The 16,160-nt window shown below is 59.1% G+C and carries 15 protein-coding genes and 1 tRNA gene; 5 read left to right on the top strand and 11 right to left on the bottom strand.

All coding sequences use genetic code 11. The features are described from left to right. The first annotated feature begins 150 nt into the window (after window positions 1-150). Entirely contained in the window at window positions 151-543 is a 393-nt protein-coding gene (locus tag ACSBLW_RS13950) for a hypothetical protein (protein WP_435257220.1), read from the top strand. Window positions 544-663: 120 nt separating this feature from the next. On the opposite strand, the gene ACSBLW_RS13945 is transcribed toward ACSBLW_RS13950, so the two are convergent. From ACSBLW_RS13945 to ACSBLW_RS13935, 3 genes are all read right to left on the bottom strand, one after another. Further along, a complete protein-coding gene (locus ACSBLW_RS13945; RefSeq protein ID WP_435257219.1) occupies window positions 664-1,500 on the bottom strand; it encodes a TolB family protein in 837 nt (278 codons plus the stop codon). After that, window positions 1,497-2,270 (bottom strand): hypothetical protein, encoded by a 774-nt coding sequence (locus ACSBLW_RS13940; protein ID WP_435257218.1) that lies wholly within the window; start codon window positions 2,268-2,270, stop codon window positions 1,497-1,499. The genes ACSBLW_RS13945 and ACSBLW_RS13940 overlap by 4 nt, the downstream gene beginning before the upstream one ends. 129 nt (window positions 2,271-2,399) lie before the next feature. Further along, the gene (locus ACSBLW_RS13935) at window positions 2,400-3,275 is read right to left on the bottom strand and encodes an ROK family protein (protein ID WP_435257217.1); all 876 of its coding nucleotides are present in this window, start codon (window positions 3,273-3,275) and stop codon (window positions 2,400-2,402) included. 97 nt (window positions 3,276-3,372) lie between these two features. Between ACSBLW_RS13935 and pyrF the strand changes: the two genes are divergently transcribed. Beyond that, a complete protein-coding gene (gene pyrF, locus ACSBLW_RS13930) occupies window positions 3,373-4,074 on the top strand; it encodes an orotidine-5'-phosphate decarboxylase (RefSeq protein ID WP_435257216.1) in 702 nt (233 codons plus the stop codon). Between the two features lie 117 nt (window positions 4,075-4,191). Here the strand turns inward: pyrF and ACSBLW_RS13925 are convergent, their stop codons facing one another. Together ACSBLW_RS13925 and ACSBLW_RS13920 are read right to left on the bottom strand one after the other, a co-directional pair. Beyond that, window positions 4,192-4,464, bottom strand: coding sequence for an NfeD family protein (locus ACSBLW_RS13925; protein ID WP_435260118.1), 273 nt, complete (start codon window positions 4,462-4,464; stop codon window positions 4,192-4,194). Further along, window positions 4,461-5,342, bottom strand: coding sequence for an SPFH domain-containing protein (locus ACSBLW_RS13920; protein WP_435257215.1), 882 nt, complete (start codon window positions 5,340-5,342; stop codon window positions 4,461-4,463). Before ACSBLW_RS13920 ends, ACSBLW_RS13925 begins: the two co-directional genes overlap by 4 nt. Window positions 5,343-5,610: 268 nt before the next feature. On the opposite strand from ACSBLW_RS13920, the gene ACSBLW_RS13915 reads away from it, so the two are divergent. Both ACSBLW_RS13915 and ACSBLW_RS13910 read left to right on the top strand, forming a co-directional pair. Further along, complete coding sequence (locus tag ACSBLW_RS13915) at window positions 5,611-6,915, top strand: D-amino acid dehydrogenase (protein WP_435257214.1); 1,305 nt, start codon at window positions 5,611-5,613, stop codon at window positions 6,913-6,915. Window positions 6,916-7,056: 141 nt separating this feature from the next. Next, entirely contained in the window at window positions 7,057-8,319 is a 1,263-nt protein-coding gene (locus ACSBLW_RS13910) for a DNA polymerase IV (RefSeq protein WP_435257213.1), read from the top strand. 3 nt (window positions 8,320-8,322) lie between these two features. Here ACSBLW_RS13910 and ACSBLW_RS13905 read toward each other — a convergent pair whose 3' ends face one another. The 6 genes from ACSBLW_RS13905 to ACSBLW_RS13880 all read right to left on the bottom strand — a co-directional run bounded on the left by ACSBLW_RS13905 (window position 8,323) and on the right by ACSBLW_RS13880 (window position 15,820). Then, on the bottom strand, window positions 8,323-9,723 hold the full coding sequence (locus ACSBLW_RS13905; protein ID WP_435257212.1) for a phosphomannomutase: 1,401 nt from the start codon (window positions 9,721-9,723) through the stop codon (window positions 8,323-8,325). Between the two features lie 25 nt (window positions 9,724-9,748). Beyond that, on the bottom strand, window positions 9,749-10,180 hold the full coding sequence (locus ACSBLW_RS13900; protein WP_435257211.1) for an acyl-CoA thioesterase: 432 nt from the start codon (window positions 10,178-10,180) through the stop codon (window positions 9,749-9,751). A gap of 62 nt (window positions 10,181-10,242) precedes the next feature. Continuing rightward, window positions 10,243-12,159 (bottom strand): sulfate adenylyltransferase subunit CysN, encoded by a 1,917-nt coding sequence (gene cysN, locus ACSBLW_RS13895; protein ID WP_435257210.1) that lies wholly within the window; start codon window positions 12,157-12,159, stop codon window positions 10,243-10,245. Then, window positions 12,159-13,085, bottom strand: a complete 927-nt coding sequence (gene cysD / locus ACSBLW_RS13890) for a sulfate adenylyltransferase subunit CysD (RefSeq protein WP_435257209.1) — start codon at window positions 13,083-13,085, stop codon at window positions 12,159-12,161. The genes cysN and cysD overlap by 1 nt, the downstream gene beginning before the upstream one ends. Before the next feature lie 224 nt (window positions 13,086-13,309). Next, the gene (locus ACSBLW_RS13885; protein WP_435257208.1) at window positions 13,310-14,749 is read right to left on the bottom strand and encodes a mannose-1-phosphate guanylyltransferase/mannose-6-phosphate isomerase; all 1,440 of its coding nucleotides are present in this window, start codon (window positions 14,747-14,749) and stop codon (window positions 13,310-13,312) included. Between the two features lie 210 nt (window positions 14,750-14,959). After that, on the bottom strand, window positions 14,960-15,820 hold the full coding sequence (locus ACSBLW_RS13880) for an N-formylglutamate amidohydrolase (protein WP_435257207.1): 861 nt from the start codon (window positions 15,818-15,820) through the stop codon (window positions 14,960-14,962). Between the two features lie 204 nt (window positions 15,821-16,024). On the opposite strand from ACSBLW_RS13880, the gene ACSBLW_RS13875 reads away from it, so the two are divergent. After that, window positions 16,025-16,099 (top strand) — tRNA-Val (locus ACSBLW_RS13875). Window positions 16,100-16,160: the final 61 nt, after the last annotated feature.

The following is a 16,160-nucleotide window of genomic DNA, read 5'->3' as shown; positions in this document are numbered from 1 at the left end:
CTTGCCGATCCAAGCCGACGCCGTCGGCAAGTTCGGGCCAAGGCCCGTGAACCTTCCGGTTTCAGGGTTGCGGCGCGCAATCCGCATGCTCAAGGTCTGAAAAAACGTGGGCCCCGAGCAGAAGGCCCCATCCCCAGAAAGGGCCATACCGTGCAAGATCTGTTGCAACCGCTGATTCACAAGGCCGCCGTTCAGGACATCGCGGTGCACATCGCCCGCTCCGGGCTGTCGATCGGCGACGAGGCCGAACTCCACCTGCTGGCCGAAGATTGTATCGGCGTGTTCGCCCTTCGCCATCGCCGGCTTCTTGGCTTCATTCCCCGCCGCGTTTCAACACTGATCGGCGTCCTCGGTCCGCAAGCCGGGGCGATTCTGACGCCTGCCGTCGAGAATGGCGAACTCCTACGGGTCCGTATCGTTGGCCTTACCCCCGAACATCTGGTCACAGCGGGCGGACGCCCCGAAATCCACATTTCGGTCTGGGGCGATCCCCGGGTTCTTCCCGCCGCAAAACAAGGCCCCCAGCGTCCTCTCCCCGCCTGATTCCATTTTCTGTCTGAAAATATCCTCGGGAGGGGGCCTGGGGGAGGGCAGACAGCCCTCCCCCTCTTTTTTCAGACTTCGGGGCGGGAGGGCAGACAGCCCTACCCTGTCCTGTGTAGATCAAGCAGCTGGCTTCCCGTAGCGCACAAAGGCAAAAGCGCTGCCATCGGGCGCCCAATTGGGAACATTCATCGTCCCTTGCCCGCCATTGAATTCCATCAGCCGGACCCTGTCGCTGCCATCCGGATTGCCCCGGCAAATCGCCACAGGCAGGTCTGCCGGATGGCCCGTCGTGCCCGGCGGATAGGCCAGCCAGATCAGATGCCGGCCACAGGGCGATGGATGCGGAAACCAGTTCACATGGTCATCGGCAAACAGTTTCCGCTGACCGCTGCCATCCGGTGCCATTACCCAGATCTGGGCATGCCCGTCCCGGTCGCAATTGTAATAGATGGTCTTCCCATCCGGCGCATAATCCGGCCCGTCATGATGCCCCTCGCCTTGGGTCAACCGCGTCTCGCGGCCCCCGGCAACCGGCATGCTATAAACATCAATCACCGTGCTGCCCGGTCTGACCGCCACATAGGCCAAACTCGCCCCATCAGGCGACCACCCATGCCACCAGCTGGGCGCGGCCAAAGAGACCAGCGTCGGCTTCCCACCTTCGGCCGGCACCAGATAGATTTCCGACCCCAACCCACGCTGATGGGAAGAAATCACATAAGTCCCGCCATCCGGCGAAATCCCGTGATCGTTGTTCAGCCTGCCCACCCCGCCCAGATCAACCTTGACCAACTCCGGCGCGGACAGGGGCACGCGGTACAAATGCCCGCCGCCATTCACCAAAAGATACGTCCCGCAGGGCGACCAGTTCGGAGCCTCGATATGGTCGTCGGTCTCCAAAACCACCCGCGCCACCCCGCGCTCCATATCCCAGATCTGAAGAGAGGATCTCATTCCTTGACCTTTGGCGTCAGCAGACGCTTGGGCCGCAGCGCCTCGGCTGCCTTGAACAGGCTGAAGCTTTGATTGACATAGTTCACCACCCCCGAAACCTTGTTCAGATAGGCGCTCAATTCCGGCGTCTTCTCGGCCTCCACCACCTGCACCGGGCGGCTTGGGTCTGTCCCCTCAAACTGGCAGTAGAACAGCGGCTCACCCCGCCGCAAGATCAAATCCTTCTCCGGCTCATGCCATTCAAAGGCCCACATCAAGGGCCGCGGCCAGACGTTCAGCGGGAAACGCCCGCCAAAGATCGTCCCCGGCATCGGGTCGCGTCGGTAATGCATAAAGGCCGAAATCTGGGTCACATAAACCAATTCATCGGCGATAAAGCAGTAGGGCAGCAACATCTGCACCGTTGGCCGGTCCGGATAGCGCCACTCGGCCTCTTGCACCAAGGTCATCACTTCCGACAGCTTGTTCGTTCGTACCGCGCTGGCATTTCCAGCCTTGTTCACCAGAACCGCCTTGCCCTTTTCATCGCGCTTGAACCCCAGATGAATGTCATAGGGGCATTTCACCATGAAATACCGGCTTTCCAACTGGATCACCGCCGGACAACGGCTGGCGCTTTTCGCATGGGACTTGTTGGTCTGGCGAAAGCTCACCCGCTCGGGCGCGTCAAACAGCACCGCGCGTTTGTCATCCATCAAGAACCAGCCAATGGTCAGCGGGCCAGAGCCCGGCCCATCCATCGGCTGCTCAAAAGTAACGTTAAAATCCATGCTCTGCCTCGCGGGTCTTTTTGATGTCATGCGCGTTTGCGGCAGAGTCCGCCTTTCCGGCCAAGCCGTCAAGAAAAGCCTGTTCCCCGCCACGGCTTAGGCCGCGCCCCGTCACCCCGGCGCATCGGTTTACCCAAAAGCCGCCAACCCAGCCTCTGCCGCGCCAATCAGTCCCGGCACGATCCCGCATTCCGCAGGCACCACCAGCGGCGCCTCTGTCTGGCGCAGGATGACCTTCCGCACAGCCTGATCCAAGGCCGCGATCAACCCACGGTCATTGGCCAATCCGCCGCCCACCGGCACCACTGACGCCCCGATCACGTTCACCACCATCGCCAAGGCCGGCGCAATCAGCAAAAGCCACTGCGCCACCGTGGCCGAAGCCCCGGCCTCGCCCGCATGCCAGGCCGCCAAAATCTCGGCTGACCCCGCCTCACCGTGGACCAACTGCCGATACAACCGCTCTAGCCCACGCGCACCGCAGACCGCATCGACACACCCTCGCAACCCGCAGCCACAGGGAAAATCATAAGGCGCGGCCAAGATCGGCCCATGCCCCCACTCACCGGCAAATCCGCCCGCGCCCTGCACAACCTGCCCGTTGATCACCAACCCGCCGCCAACGCCCGTGCCCAGAATGACGCCAAAGACAATCCCATGCCCGCGCCCAGCCCCCCGCTTGGCCTCGGCCAAGGCAAAGCAATCGGCATCGTTCAAAATCAGCACCGGCAGGCCAAGACCCGCCGAAAGCTCATCCGCCAGAACCCGGCCATCGGCACAGGGGATATTCGCGACCCGAATACGCCCCGTTTCCGGCGCTACGATCCCCGCTATCGAAATGGCCACGCCCTTCAGATCGCGCCCACGCGTAAATCCCGCCAAAGCCGCCAGAAACGCCGCGAAATCCTGTGTTGGCGTCGGCACATCGCCCAAAGGCGTGACCGCGCGCCCCTCGGCCAAAGCCGCCTTGATCCGCGACCCTCCGATATCGAAACTCAGGATCATCCGCACGCCCTTTGCCGCTCTGCAACACTTCGCAGACTTGACACCCCGCGCCTCGCGCCGCAAGAGGCTGCAACCCACCCGCAAACAGGAGCTTTCCATGGCCGACGACCGTCTGATCGTGGCACTTGATGTGCCAAACCTTGTCATGGGCATGGACCTCGCCGGTCGCATCGGCGACGCGGCCAGCTTTTACAAGATCGGCCTTGGCATGCTGACAGGCGGGGGCCTTGCGCTGGCCAACGAACTGAAACAGGAACATGGCAAGCGCATCTTCCTTGATATGAAGCTCTTTGACATCGGCGCAACGGTCGAAGCCGCCGTGCGTGGTCTGGCCCAATATGACCTCGACTTTCTCACCGTGCATGGCGACCCGCAAGTTGTCCGCGCCGCAGCCGAGGGCCGCAAGGGATCACAGACGAAAATCCTTGCTGTAACTGTGCTCACCTCGCTCGACCGCGCCGATCTGGATGCAAACATGATCGTGCCCGGAGACATTCACGAAATCACGCTGGAACGCGCCGCCCGTGCGCTGGAAGCGGGGGCCGATGGCGTGATCGCCAGCCCGCAAGAGGCCGCGATGATCCGCGCCCTGCCGCAGGCCAAGGGCAAGCTGATCGTCACCCCCGGCGTCCGCCCGACCGGCGCCGCGACAGGCGACCAAAAGCGTATCGCGACGCCGCATCAGGCCATTTCCGATGGCGCCGATCACATCGTCGTCGGACGCCCGATCTGGCAGCACCAAGACCCGGCCGAAGCCGCCCGCCGCGTGATTGCTGAACTACCGCCTCGGAAAGCGTAGGTCGGTGCTTGCTCCGCCTCTTTTTGAGGAAATCGACGCGATTTCTTAATATTGGGTAAATCCCAGAAGACAACCCACTGATTTCATTGACATAAAAAAACGTCCCCGACGGGGACGCTAATTGTCATTGATATCGCGGTCCCAGATTTTGACCTGCGTCTCTCGCACGCCCATGGTCCGGCGTAGCCCATACCATGCGGCCAGCGAGGCCAAGGCAAAGACCAGCAGCAGGGCAGGTAAGCTGCCCCCCAGCAGCCCGACCCCAAGACCGGCCCCCACGACGACGGCCCCGATTGCGAATCCCAGAAAGATATAGCCCGGCGCAATGACTTCCAGCACGCCCAGCGCGAACCCCGCCACGATCCAGACCCACCAGACCGCCCACATCAGCCGCGTCCTTTCAGCATCTTGAAGGCATCCGCAAAGGCATCCAAAGCCTGCGCCGGCACAAGGATCGTCTGCTTGCCCGTGCCTGAAGCAACCTTGGACAGCGCCTCGACCTGAGCCAGCGCAAGCTGATACTGCGCGGCCTCAAGACCGGACTCCTTGATCGCGACCGCAATGGCCGAGGTCGCATAGGCCTCGGCATCGGCGGTTATCCTCTTGCCCTTCGCTTCCTGCTCTGCCGCATAAAGCGCCGCATCCGCCGCCAGTTCCACTGCCCGCCGCTTACCCTCGGCCTCAGTCACCTGCGCCCGACGCGCCCGTTCGGCATTCAACTGTTGCAACATCGCGGCCCGCGTCGCCTCGTCCAGATTGACGTCCAGAATCTCGGCCCGCGTGACCTCCACCCCCCAGTCATCAACCATCGCCCGCACCTGCTCACGCACGCGCTCAATCAGTTGCGCCCTGTTTGACTGGACCTGATCCAACTCCAGCTTACCAATCTCGCTGCGGACAATCCCGGCAACCGTGGTCGCAATCGCGGCATCCACATCGCGGATACGGTACACGGTCTTTTCCGGTTCGGTGATGCGGTAAAACACGCTGGTCTCCACCTTCACCAGCACGTTGTCGGCCGTAATCGCATCTTGGCTGGCGTTCGGCAGCTGACGCTCAAGGATCGATATCTTATGCGCGACGCGATCCAGAAACGGCACCACAAAGTTGATCCCCGGCCCCAACACCGATCTCAACCGCCCAAATCTTTCGACAACATGCTTTTCAGACTGCGGGACAATCCGCACCCCAAGGAAAATGCAAAGGATGATAAAGAAAGCGATAGCAAGAAATACCGCATTACCACCGATCAATTGGTTCAATTCCATTCAAGAAACCCCACTACTCAAAGACCCATTGGAACAACATGGCCCTTCCCGAACAGTCGCGCAAGCAACGGGATGAAATTGCGAAGTTCCAGAAGATCATCGGAGTATCTGCACTAGATTCGTGCCTTCCTGAAACTTTCTCCCGATCAAAGCTAATGAAAAGAGAGAAAATCCCAAAGAAACTCTTCAGAGCCGAAACAATTGCTAAGAAATCCCGCTCCATTCGATGCATCAGTTAAGAAAGCACTCCTGCGCGAAAGGTTCTCCCATGAAGGTTGTTGTTCTTGGTTCGGGCGTCATCGGCACAACCACGGCCTACCAACTGGCCCGCCACGGGCATGAGGTTACGGTGATTGACCGCCAACCCGCTGCAGCCATGGAAACCAGCTTTGCCAATGCAGGCGAAATCAGCCCCGGCTATTCGGCTCCCTGGGCAGCACCCGGCATTCCGATGAAAGCCCTGAAGTGGATGTTCATGGAGCATGCTCCCCTGATCATCCAGCCGCGTCCCGATCCTGAAAAGATCCGCTGGATGACACAAATGCTGTCGAACTGCACGACCAAGGCTTATCAAACCAACAAGGCCCGCATGGTGCGCCTTGCCGAATACTCCCGCGATTGCCTGACTGACCTTCGGGCCGAGACCGGTTTGTCCTTTGACGAACGCCAACAAGGCACGCTGCAACTCTTCCGCACGCAAAAGCAGGTGGATGGCGCCGCAAAAGACATTGAAGTCCTGCGCGAAGGCGGCGTGCCTTTTGAGGTTCTGGATGTGAATGGCTGCCTTGCCGCTGAACCGGGGCTGGCCGATGCCCGCCATAAAATCGCCGGCGGCCTGCGTCTGCCCAAGGATGAAACAGGCGATTGCTTCAAGTTCACCCAAGGACTTGCAGCCAAGGCTGCAAATCTGGGCGTCACCTTCCGTCACGGTGTCAGCATCGACCATATGATTACCGAAGCCGGCCGCATCACCGGCGTGGCAACGTCCGAAGGACTGTTTACCGCTGATGCTTTTGTTCTGGCCTTGGGCAGCTATTCCCCGCGTCTGGTCAAATCGCTGGGGATCAAACTGCCGGTCTATCCGGTAAAGGGCTATTCGATCACGGTGCCAATCACCGACGCTGAACGCGCACCGATCTCGACCGTCATGGACGAAACCCACAAGATCGCCATCACCCGTCTGGGCGACCGTATTCGCGTCGGCGGCATGGCCGAAATCGCGGGTTTCGACCTCAGCCTTTCGGAAAAGCGCAAGCGCACGCTTGTCCATTCGGTCGAAGACCTGTTCGGCGGGGCCGGCGATCAAAGCCAAGCCAGCTTCTGGTGCGGTCTGCGCCCGATGACGCCAGATGGCACTCCGATCGTTGGACGGTCGCCAATCGCCAACCTGTTTCTGAACACCGGCCACGGCACTCTTGGCTGGACGATGGCTGCAGGCTCGGCGCGCGTCCTTTCCGATATCATTTCGGGCCGCGCAACCGAAATCGAAAGCCGCGATTTGGGATTCTCGCGCTATGAAAAGGCAACACGCCGCCCGACTTCTCTGGGTCGCCCGGCACCGGCTGCCGCCTAAGCGGGCCTGCTGCCTTTATCTTGGTCCAAATATCCCGCAGGGGGGAGATGAGTTGGCACCGCCAATTCATCGCGGGGGGACGCGAAGTCCCCCCGCCTATGCTTTCCAACCGACACTCGGCGCTGCTAGACTGGGTGCATCATGCCCAGCCTGTGCCGCGATTGCCTGACCGTTCTTGATGCAGCCCCGCCGCGCGGACGCTGCCCACATTGCCGCAGCCCAAGGGTCTTTTCCCACCCCGAACTCTTCAACCTCTCCATCGCGCATATGGACTGCGACGCCTTTTACGCCAGCGTCGAAAAGCGCGACGACCCCAGCCTTGCCGCCAAGCCCGTCATTGTCGGTGGTGGGCAGCGCGGTGTTGTGTCGACCTGCTGCTATATCGCACGCATTAAGGGTGTTCGTTCGGCAATGCCGATGTTTCAGGCGCTCAAGCTTTGCCCCGAAGCGGTCGTGATCAAGCCGCGTATTTCGCGTTACGTCGAAGTCAGCCGCCAGATTCGCGCCATGATGGAAGAGTTGACGCCTTCGATTGAACCGCTCTCACTGGACGAAGCCTTTCTGGACCTGACCGGTACCAGCCGCCTGCACGGGGCGCCTCCTGCCGTTCTGCTCGCCCGATTGGTGAAACGGATGGAGGAAGACTTGGGTGTTTCCGGCTCTGTCGGGCTTTCCCACAACAAGTTTCTGGCAAAGATTGCCTCTGACCTCGACAAACCACGCGGGTTTTCCGTGATCGGCGCGGCGGAAACGCAAGGCTTCTTGGCGTCAAAGCCCGTACGGATCATCTGGGGCGTCGGAACCGCCACCCAGACAGCCTTGGAGCAGGCAGGCATCCGCACGATTGCGGATCTTTTGCGATGGGACAGGGGCGACCTGACGGTGCGCTTCGGGCAGATGGGAGACCGACTTTGGCATCTGGCGCGCGGATTGGATACCCGCCGCGTCAACCGGGCTGAAAAGCTGAAGTCGATCTCAAAGGAAACCACGTTCTTCGAAGATACGTCCGACCCTGACTTGTTGGATGGTCATATCTGGCGTTTGGCCGAACAAGTATCGGACCGGGCCAAGGCAAAGGCCCTTGCCGGTCGCACCGTGACATTGAAGCTGAAGAAGGGCGATTTTCAACTGGTTACCCGGCGCCACTCGCTGCCCGACCCCACACAGGTTGCAGACAGGATATATCGTGCGGCGCGCGATCTGTTTGCCCATAGCGGTGCAAACGGCCCCTATCGCCTGATCGGGGTCGGACTCTCGGATCTTTGCCCAGAAGTGGATGCCGACCGTTCCGGCGATCTTTTGGATCCGGATGCTGGCAAACGCGCAGCAGCCGAGCGGGCGACAGATGCGATCCGGGCCCGCTTTGGTACAGACGCAATCATCAAGGGCCGGGCGTTGCGATAGCGATTAATCTTGGCCAGAGAGAAGCAGCGTCTTCAACTGTCGAAGCCCGGTTTCGACCATCTCGCGGGCAAGGTCTGGACTGTCCGCCTCGACATAGAGCCGGAATTCCGGCGCGTTGCCGGAGGGACGCATGTGAAGGATCCGCCCTGAAGCCAAGGTAATACGAAGGCCATCGGTCCGATCTATCGAGACTTGCTGGTCCCCTACACCTGACAGGAAACGTCCAAGGGCTGCGGGGTCTGCCTCGAAGCCAGCGATAAGCGCCTTGGAGCGATCTGTTGGAATGTCTTCCAGACGGTCAGTCGCGGTAAAACGCTTGGGCTCAGCCGCAACGACCGAAGACAGTCGCCCAAGAGCTTTGGCCCGAGTCAGCACTGCAATCAGCGGCAACAGACTGTCTCGCGTCCAGAGCGGGTCAAGCATGCCTGCGGGGCCGCTCGCCTTGAATCCGAGGAGGAACCCCCCGTTGGCTTCATAGCCAACCACTTTTGCCCCCGGACCAGCAGATTGCATTCCGGAAATCACATAGGGCGAACCGATGCGGGTTCTGGTGATGTGGAGAAATTTCCCACCCTTTTCGACACCAGTGTTTGAACTGACAGGGGTTACGACCTCCTTGGCACCGATCACCGCAGCGGTGATCTGGCCCAAAACATCGCCGGGCACCACGGCACCGGTTTCATCGACCAACAGTGGTCGATCTCCGTCTCCATCGGTCGATAGGATCGCATCAAGCTGATGCTTGGAAACCCAAGAATCCAATTGCTGGCGCACGGCTGCGGGCACGGCTTCGGTATCTACCGGCACAAAAGTCTCGGATCGCCCAAGGTCGATCGCCTCGCCGCCCATTGAGGCAATCGCGGAAAGCAAAAGATCACGGCTGACTGCGGAATGGGTCCAGACGCCCAATCGCAATCCATGAAGAGCGCGGTCGCCAAAAGCCTGCGTATAACGGTTCACCCAGTCCGCCCCAACCGAAGTGCTCAAGACAGTTGGATAGACTTCGTGTTTTTGCGGCGCTGATTGACCGAGAGACGCCAAAATCGCCGCTTCGTCCGATTTCGAGATTTCTCCATCCGGAACGTAGAACTTCAGCCCGTTCCGGTCGGCCGGAATATGGCTACCGGTCACCATGATTGCGGCAGCCCCCGCAGACATTGCTGCCATTGCCAATGCAGGCGTCGGCACAGCGCCACAGTCAACCGTTGCAAGCCCCATCTCTTGCGCTGCCCTTAGAACGACTTTGGCAATATCCGGCGAAGAAGGTCGCAAATCACGCCCGACCCAAAGTCCTGTTCCAGTGGGACAGCTTGACACAAACGCCCTGACATAATCGCCAACAAGTGTGTCCGTTAGCTCGACAACCAGTCCACGCAAACCACTTGTACCAAATTTTGGGGCCATGTCCGGCTCTCTTTCGTTCTAGACTTCACACCATAAGCGAAGATGCCGCAGCACGCGTATCAGTCGGGATAGGGCAAGGTTTGCGAGTCTGGGCATCGACATAAACATGCACGAAATGCCCAACCGCCGCAGCCTTTTCTTCGCCTTCGGCAAAAAGGGCCAGTTCATAGCGGATCGAGGAATTTCCCAGACGAGCCACCCGAAGCCCGGCCGTGACCATACCGGGGTACTTCAACTCGGCCAAGTAACGGCAACCGGATTCTGCGACGACACCAATGGCCGTTGATGCGGTCACATTCAACAGGCCCCTTTGGATGAGCCATTGATTCACGGTGCTGTCGAACAATTCGTAATGCACGACATTGTTCATATGTCCGTAGACATCGTTGTCTTTCCATCGCGTCGTATGGTCGACGAGATGCGGAAAATCCGCGCGTGTGACCAAGGCTGTGTCCATCTTTACACCCCTGCACGATGAGGCAAGGGCGGGCAGAGACCCTCTGCCCGCCCCAATTTGTCTTAACGTGCCAAGATAGCAGATACGACTTTGTCAGCAGCTTCTTCGGCAGACAGCGAAACCGTGTCCACAACCAGTTCCGCTGCATCGGGAGCCTCGTAGGGGCTGTCGATGCCGGTAAAGTTCTTAAGCTGTCCGGAACGCGCCTTCTTATAGAGACCCTTTACATCGCGGGCTTCGGCCACCTCCAAGGGGGTGTTCACAAAGACCTCGATGAACTCTCCATCAGCCATCAGATCACGCACCATCCGCCGTTCCGATCGGAAGGGCGAAATGAAGGCGGTCAGAACGATCAGACCTGCATCGGTCATCAGCTTTGCCACTTCACCCACACGGCGGATGTTTTCCACTCGGTCGGCATCTGTAAAGCCAAGGTCGCGGTTCAGGCCATGACGTACGTTGTCACCATCCAGAAGGAAAGTGTGCTTGCCCAAAGCGTGCAGCTTCTTTTCCACCAGGTTCGCGATGGTCGATTTGCCTGAACCGGAAAGCCCGGTGAACCAAACCACGGCGGGCTTTTGGTTCTTTTGCGCGGCATGGGCTTCGCGATTGATGTCGACGGCCTGCCAGTGAATGTTCTGGCTGCGGCGCAAAGCAAAGTGGATCATCCCGGCGGCGACGGTGGCATTGGTCATCCGGTCGATCAGGATGAACCCACCCAAATCCGGGTTGGCCCGATAAGCTTCGAACGGAATGGGGCGGTCGGTCGAGATATTGACCACGCCAATGGCGTTCAGACCCAGCGTTTTCGACGCCGTATGTTCCAGCGTGTTGACGTTGACCTCATACTTTGGCTCGGTCACCGTGGCCGTCACGGTCTGCGTCCCGATCTTCAACAGATAAGGGCGGCCGGGCAGCATTTCGGCCTCAGACATCCAGACCAGTGTCGATTCGAATTGATCCGCCACTTCGCAGGGTTCATCCGCCGTGGTGATGACATCCCCACGCGAACAGTCGACTTCGTCAGCAAAGGTCAGCGTGACCGATTGACCGGCAACCGCAACATCCAGATTGCCATCATAAGTGACGATGGACTTGACCGTCGTCGTCCGCCCGGACGGCAGGACACGGATCGCATCACCCGGACGCACGACGCCCGAGCCGATCTGGCCGGCAAAGCCCCGGAAATCGAGGTTCGGGCGGTTGACCCACTGAACCGGCATCCGGAACGCCGCATCCTGCATCCGAGACGTGTTGATCTCGGCCTCTTCCAGATGACTCAGCAGCGACGGCCCCTGATACCACGGCATTGCCGGGCTGCGGGACACGATGTTGTCGCCCTTCAGCCCCGAAATCGGAATAGGCAGGAAGCTTTCCATTCCGATCTGTTTGGCGAAATGGCTGTAATCCTTGACGATTTCGTAGAACCGCTCTTGGCTGTAACCGACAAGGTCCATCTTGTTGATGGCAAGCACCACGTTACGGATGCCCAACAGCTGCACCAGATAGCTGTGCCGCCGGGTCTGCGTGAGCACACCTTGGCGCGCGTCGATCAGGATAACGGCAAGGTCGGCGGTCGATGCGCCGGTGACCATGTTACGAGTATATTGTTCGTGGCCGGGCGTGTCGGCCACAATGAACTTGCGCTTGTCGGTGGCAAAGAAGCGGTAGGCCACGTCGATGGTGATGCCCTGTTCGCGTTCCGCCGCCAGGCCATCCACCAGTAGCGCGAAGTCGATTTCACCGGCCTGCGTACCTACCGTTTTGGAGTCGCGTTCCAGGCTGGCCAGTTGATCTTCAAAGATCATCTTTGAATCGTAGAGCAAACGGCCGATCAGAGTCGATTTGCCGTCATCCACTGACCCGCAGGTGATGAAACGCAGCATCGTCTTGTGCTGGTGCTTTTCCAGATAGGCGTCGATGTCATCGGCGATCAGCTGGTCCGCGATGTAGACGGGATCTTTCGTATCTGTGGTCATCAGAAATACCCCTCTTGCTTCTTCTTCTCCATGCTCGCCGCCTGATCATGGTCAATGGCGCGGCCCTGACGTTCGGAGGTCGTAGTCAGAAGCATTTCTTGAATGACTTCGGGAAGGGTCTTGGCCTCAGACTCAACTGCCCCAGTCAACGGATAGCAGCCAAGCGTCCGGAAACGGACCGACCGCATGACCGGCGTTTCACTGGCTTCCAGCGGAAAACGTTCGTCATCCACCATCAACAGCAGGCCATTGCGTTCGACTGTCGGACGCGGCGCGCTGAAGTAAAGCGGCACGATGTCGATGCCTTCGAGGTGGATATATTGCCAGATATCCAGTTCGGTCCAGTTCGACAGCGGGAAGACGCGGATGGATTCCGTCTTGGACTTGCGGGTGTTGTAAAGCTTCCAAAGCTCGGGCCGCTGGTTCTTTGGGTCCCAACGGTAATTGGCCGAGCGGAACGAGAAGACGCGCTCTTTCGCGCGACTCTTTTCTTCGTCACGACGCGCGCCCCCAAAGGCCACGTCGAAGTTGTACTTGGTCAAGGCTTGTTTCAGACCCTCGGTCTTCCACATGTCCGTGTGCAGACCGCCGTGGTCAAAGGGATTGATCCCTTGCGCCTTGGCTTCGGGATTCTGATGCACGATCAGCTTCATCCCGGCCTCGTCAGCAGCACGCTGGCGCATTTCATACATCGCCTTGAACTTCCACGTCGTGTCGACATGCAACAACGGGAAAGGAGGCGGCGCCGGATAGAAAGCTTTCTTGGCCAGATGCAGCATGCAGGCGCTGTCTTTACCAATGGAATACAGCATCACCGGGTTTTCGGCATTCGCCACAACCTCGCGCATGATGTGAATACTCTCTGCCTCGAGCCGCTGAAGGTGGGTCAAGTTGATTTGGGCAGACGACGGATCTGGATTTACCATTCTATTTTGCTCATTGTCGCTGTTCCGATCTGGCCGGGGGAATTACAGATTATTGCCTCTGATCCAAGAGAGTAATCGGCAGATTGGGTAGAAAGGACCGGAATTCCACCCCATCCGACGCAAAAAGGCGGCTTTCGCAGCTTTTCTTACCCGCCAGATGTCTGTTCCCGTTGTTCCGGGACTGTTGGAAAATCTTCCCTTCGGCCTTGCGCCGGCAATCGGGTCTAGCCTTTCGCACCTTGGCCCCGAGCGTAAACATCCTCGTATCGGATGATGTCGTCCTCGCCCAGATAGCTGCCCGTCTGCACCTCGATCAGCACCATCGGAACCTTGCCGGGGTTCTCCATCCGGTGCTTCGCACCCAACGGGATGTAGACCGATTGGTTTTCACTAACGAGCTTGACTTGATCCCCAATCGTAACCCGCGCCGTACCCTCGACAACAATCCAATGCTCCGAGCGATGATGATGGGATTGCAGACTCAGCGCACCGCCCGGTTTGACCGTGATCCGCTTGACCTGAAAGCGCGGACCGATAACAAGGCTTTCAAACATTCCCCACGGCCGATGATCCGTTGGAAAGCTCGTTGCTTGCGGCCGTTTCTGACGTTTCATCGCATCGACCGCTTCCTTGACGCGCTGTGCATCTTTCTTGTGGGCCACAAGAACGGCATCGGTCGTGGCAACAGCGATCATCCCCTCCAACCCAATTCCAACAAGTTCCATCCGATCCGTCTCGGACCGCAGCAAGCTGTTCTGGCAGTCAATGGCAGTGGCATGCGGTGAAACCACGTTTCCGTACTGGTCCGGCCCTGCCTCTTGCCAGACGGCATCCCACCCCCCAAGATCAGACCATCCCGCCGAAAAGGGCATGACCGAAAGAGTGTCGGCTTTTTCCATCACTGCATAGTCGATTGAAATGTCTGGAACACCCTGCCATGCGGCTGGATCCAGCCGCAAGAAGGACAGGTCCTGCTCGGCCGATGCCACAGCCGCCCGCACTGGCGCAATGAGTTCGGGGGCATGCCGCTCACAAGCAGCAATCAAAGACCGCGCCGTGAAAAGGAAAATGCCAGCGTTCCACAGGAACCGTCCGGATTTTACCATCTCTTCAGCGACGGATGCCTCTGGCTTTTCGACAAAGCGCTTCAACGCCTGAGGCGTATCGGCCTTCATCGTCGCGCCGTCGGCCAGTTCAAGATAGCCATAGCCCGTTTCCGGCCGCGTCGGCGTAATGCCGAACGTCACCATATCTCCGGCTTCTGCGCGAGGCGCAGCCGCAAAAACGGCCCGCCGGAAAGCTTCGGCATCGGGGATGACATGGTCCGATGGCGCAACAAGCATCAGAGCATCAGGATCACGGTTGAACAGGTAAAGCGCCGCCGCCAGAATCGCCGGAGCAGTATTGCGGCCTTCGGGTTCGATCAGAACGCATTGCGGCGCGATGCTTACGGCTGCAAGTTGTTCGACCATAATGAATCGAAAGTCATTCCCACCGATCACTATCGGTGGCGCAAAAGAGGATCCCGCCAATCGCTGAGCGGCCATCTGATATAGGCTGACCTCGCCCGTCACCCGCGTGAATTGCTTGGGATAAGATTTTCGAGAAAGCGGCCAAAGCCGGGTTCCCGAACCACCGCAAAGAAGAAGTGGGTGAATTTTCATGCTCTTCCCCGGATTGATCGGCAGCCCTTGCAGTTATGCCCACACAATGCCCCGGCACAAGGTCCGAAGCCTGTTTTCACCCAAGCCTTGAAATGCATCCGCTCTTTCCCTCTGGCGTCTACCTTTATTGATGGACACCCGTACCTACTGCGGAACTTCGGCAAGATACGGGCCGAATTAAAGCCAATTCGCGCCGCGTCACTCAAGCCTCTATTCGGCGGCTAGTGCTTTATCCAAACGGCCAATCTCTGCCAGCTCGGCAATCACGCCGCGCAAAAGCAAGCGGAAATCTTCGAAATCAACTGATTTTTCGACCCGTGCCTCATCCATATAAAGCGATCGGTCGATCTCTACCTGAACGGCATGAAAACCGCGCGATGGGCGTCCGTAGTTTTGTGTGATGAAAGCCCCGGCAAAGGGGGCATTGCGACTGACCCTCAGACCTGACCGCACAAAAGCAGCTTCGATCCTGTCCATGACCTCGCTGCCGACCGCTGCGCCGAACCTGTCGCCAAGTACGACCTGTGGCCGAAGAGTCCCTGGACGTGAATGGTTTTCAATGGCCTCACGCGGCATCGAATGACAATCCACCAGAACAGCAACGCCAAACTCACGATGCGACTCGGCCAAGAGATTGCCCAGCCTCGCATGATAGGGGTGCCAATAGCGGGCGATTCGATCCTCGGCTTCAATCCGGGAAAGCTTTCCGCGGTAAATCGCCCGTCCACCGGCGACAACGCGGGGAATGACACCCAAACCCGAGGCGACACGCGGGTTATGCGCGCTCCGCTCCACGCCTTCGATCACCGCAGGGTCCAATTCGTCGAAGGCGCGGTTCAGATCCAGAAACGCGCGTGGCGCACGCGCAACCATCAAAGGCGCACCAAACTGCGGCGCAGAATCGAACAATTCATCGACAAACGCATCTTCAGACGACCGGATTGCATTCCGATCAAGCACCGTGGTTTGCAGAAAGGCCGCCGGATAATCTCTGCCACTGTGCGGAGAAGAGAAAACCACCGGCGTTTCGCGCCGGGCGGGAAGGTTAAGAATATAAGCCTCGTTCTGCATCAAACCTCCGGTCGTCTTATTGTTATAATTGCCTTTCCCGATTTGCCAAACCTCCCTTTCATGTCACAACAGAACGATCTTCACGCCATTTGTCTGCCTTTACCCCCTTGCGGCCCCCTGCGACTCTGGCTATAGACCCCCGCACACCGACGCGGGGTGACCGCGCCCATTTCTTATGGGCACACATCACGCGATGGCCAGAGTGGGCGGTTAGCTCAGCGGTAGAGCACTACGTTGACATCGTAGTGGCCACTGGTTCGATCCCAGTACCGCCCACCATTCGCCGCCCCCGTTCTCGGGGGCAAATGTTTTCATCTGGCGCGTGATGCGCCGCGACAAG

The sequence above is a fragment of the Thioclava sp. FR2 genome, from assembly GCF_051200875.1.
Lineage (GTDB): Bacteria > Pseudomonadota > Alphaproteobacteria > Rhodobacterales > Rhodobacteraceae > Pseudotabrizicola.
The sequence above is the reverse complement of the archived record's forward strand: the minus strand, read 5'-3'. Positions and strand labels throughout refer to the sequence as shown.

What these genes read in the sequence shown, in the direction of transcription:
- ACSBLW_RS13945 (WP_435257219.1), bottom strand. Translation starts at nt 1,500, where the DNA reads ATGAGATCCTCTCTTCAGATCTGGGATATGGAGCGCGGGGTGGCGCGG.
- ACSBLW_RS13940 (WP_435257218.1), bottom strand. Translation starts at nt 2,270, where the DNA reads ATGGATTTTAACGTTACTTTTGAGCAGCCGATGGATGGGCCGGGCTCT.
- ACSBLW_RS13935 (WP_435257217.1), bottom strand. Translation starts at nt 3,275, where the DNA reads ATGATCCTGAGTTTCGATATCGGAGGGTCGCGGATCAAGGCGGCTTTG.
- pyrF (WP_435257216.1), top strand. Translation starts at nt 3,373, where the DNA reads ATGGCCGACGACCGTCTGATCGTGGCACTTGATGTGCCAAACCTTGTC.
- ACSBLW_RS13920 (WP_435257215.1), bottom strand. Translation starts at nt 5,342, where the DNA reads ATGGAATTGAACCAATTGATCGGTGGTAATGCGGTATTTCTTGCTATC.
- ACSBLW_RS13915 (WP_435257214.1), top strand. Translation starts at nt 5,611, where the DNA reads ATGAAGGTTGTTGTTCTTGGTTCGGGCGTCATCGGCACAACCACGGCC.
- ACSBLW_RS13910 (WP_435257213.1), top strand. Translation starts at nt 7,057, where the DNA reads ATGCCCAGCCTGTGCCGCGATTGCCTGACCGTTCTTGATGCAGCCCCG.
- ACSBLW_RS13905 (WP_435257212.1), bottom strand. Translation starts at nt 9,723, where the DNA reads ATGGCCCCAAAATTTGGTACAAGTGGTTTGCGTGGACTGGTTGTCGAG.
- ACSBLW_RS13900 (WP_435257211.1), bottom strand. Translation starts at nt 10,180, where the DNA reads ATGGACACAGCCTTGGTCACACGCGCGGATTTTCCGCATCTCGTCGAC.
- cysN (WP_435257210.1), bottom strand. Translation starts at nt 12,159, where the DNA reads ATGACCACAGATACGAAAGATCCCGTCTACATCGCGGACCAGCTGATC.
- cysD (WP_435257209.1), bottom strand. Translation starts at nt 13,085, where the DNA reads ATGGTAAATCCAGATCCGTCGTCTGCCCAAATCAACTTGACCCACCTT.
- ACSBLW_RS13885 (WP_435257208.1), bottom strand. Translation starts at nt 14,749, where the DNA reads ATGAAAATTCACCCACTTCTTCTTTGCGGTGGTTCGGGAACCCGGCTT.
- ACSBLW_RS13880 (WP_435257207.1), bottom strand. Translation starts at nt 15,820, where the DNA reads ATGCAGAACGAGGCTTATATTCTTAACCTTCCCGCCCGGCGCGAAACG.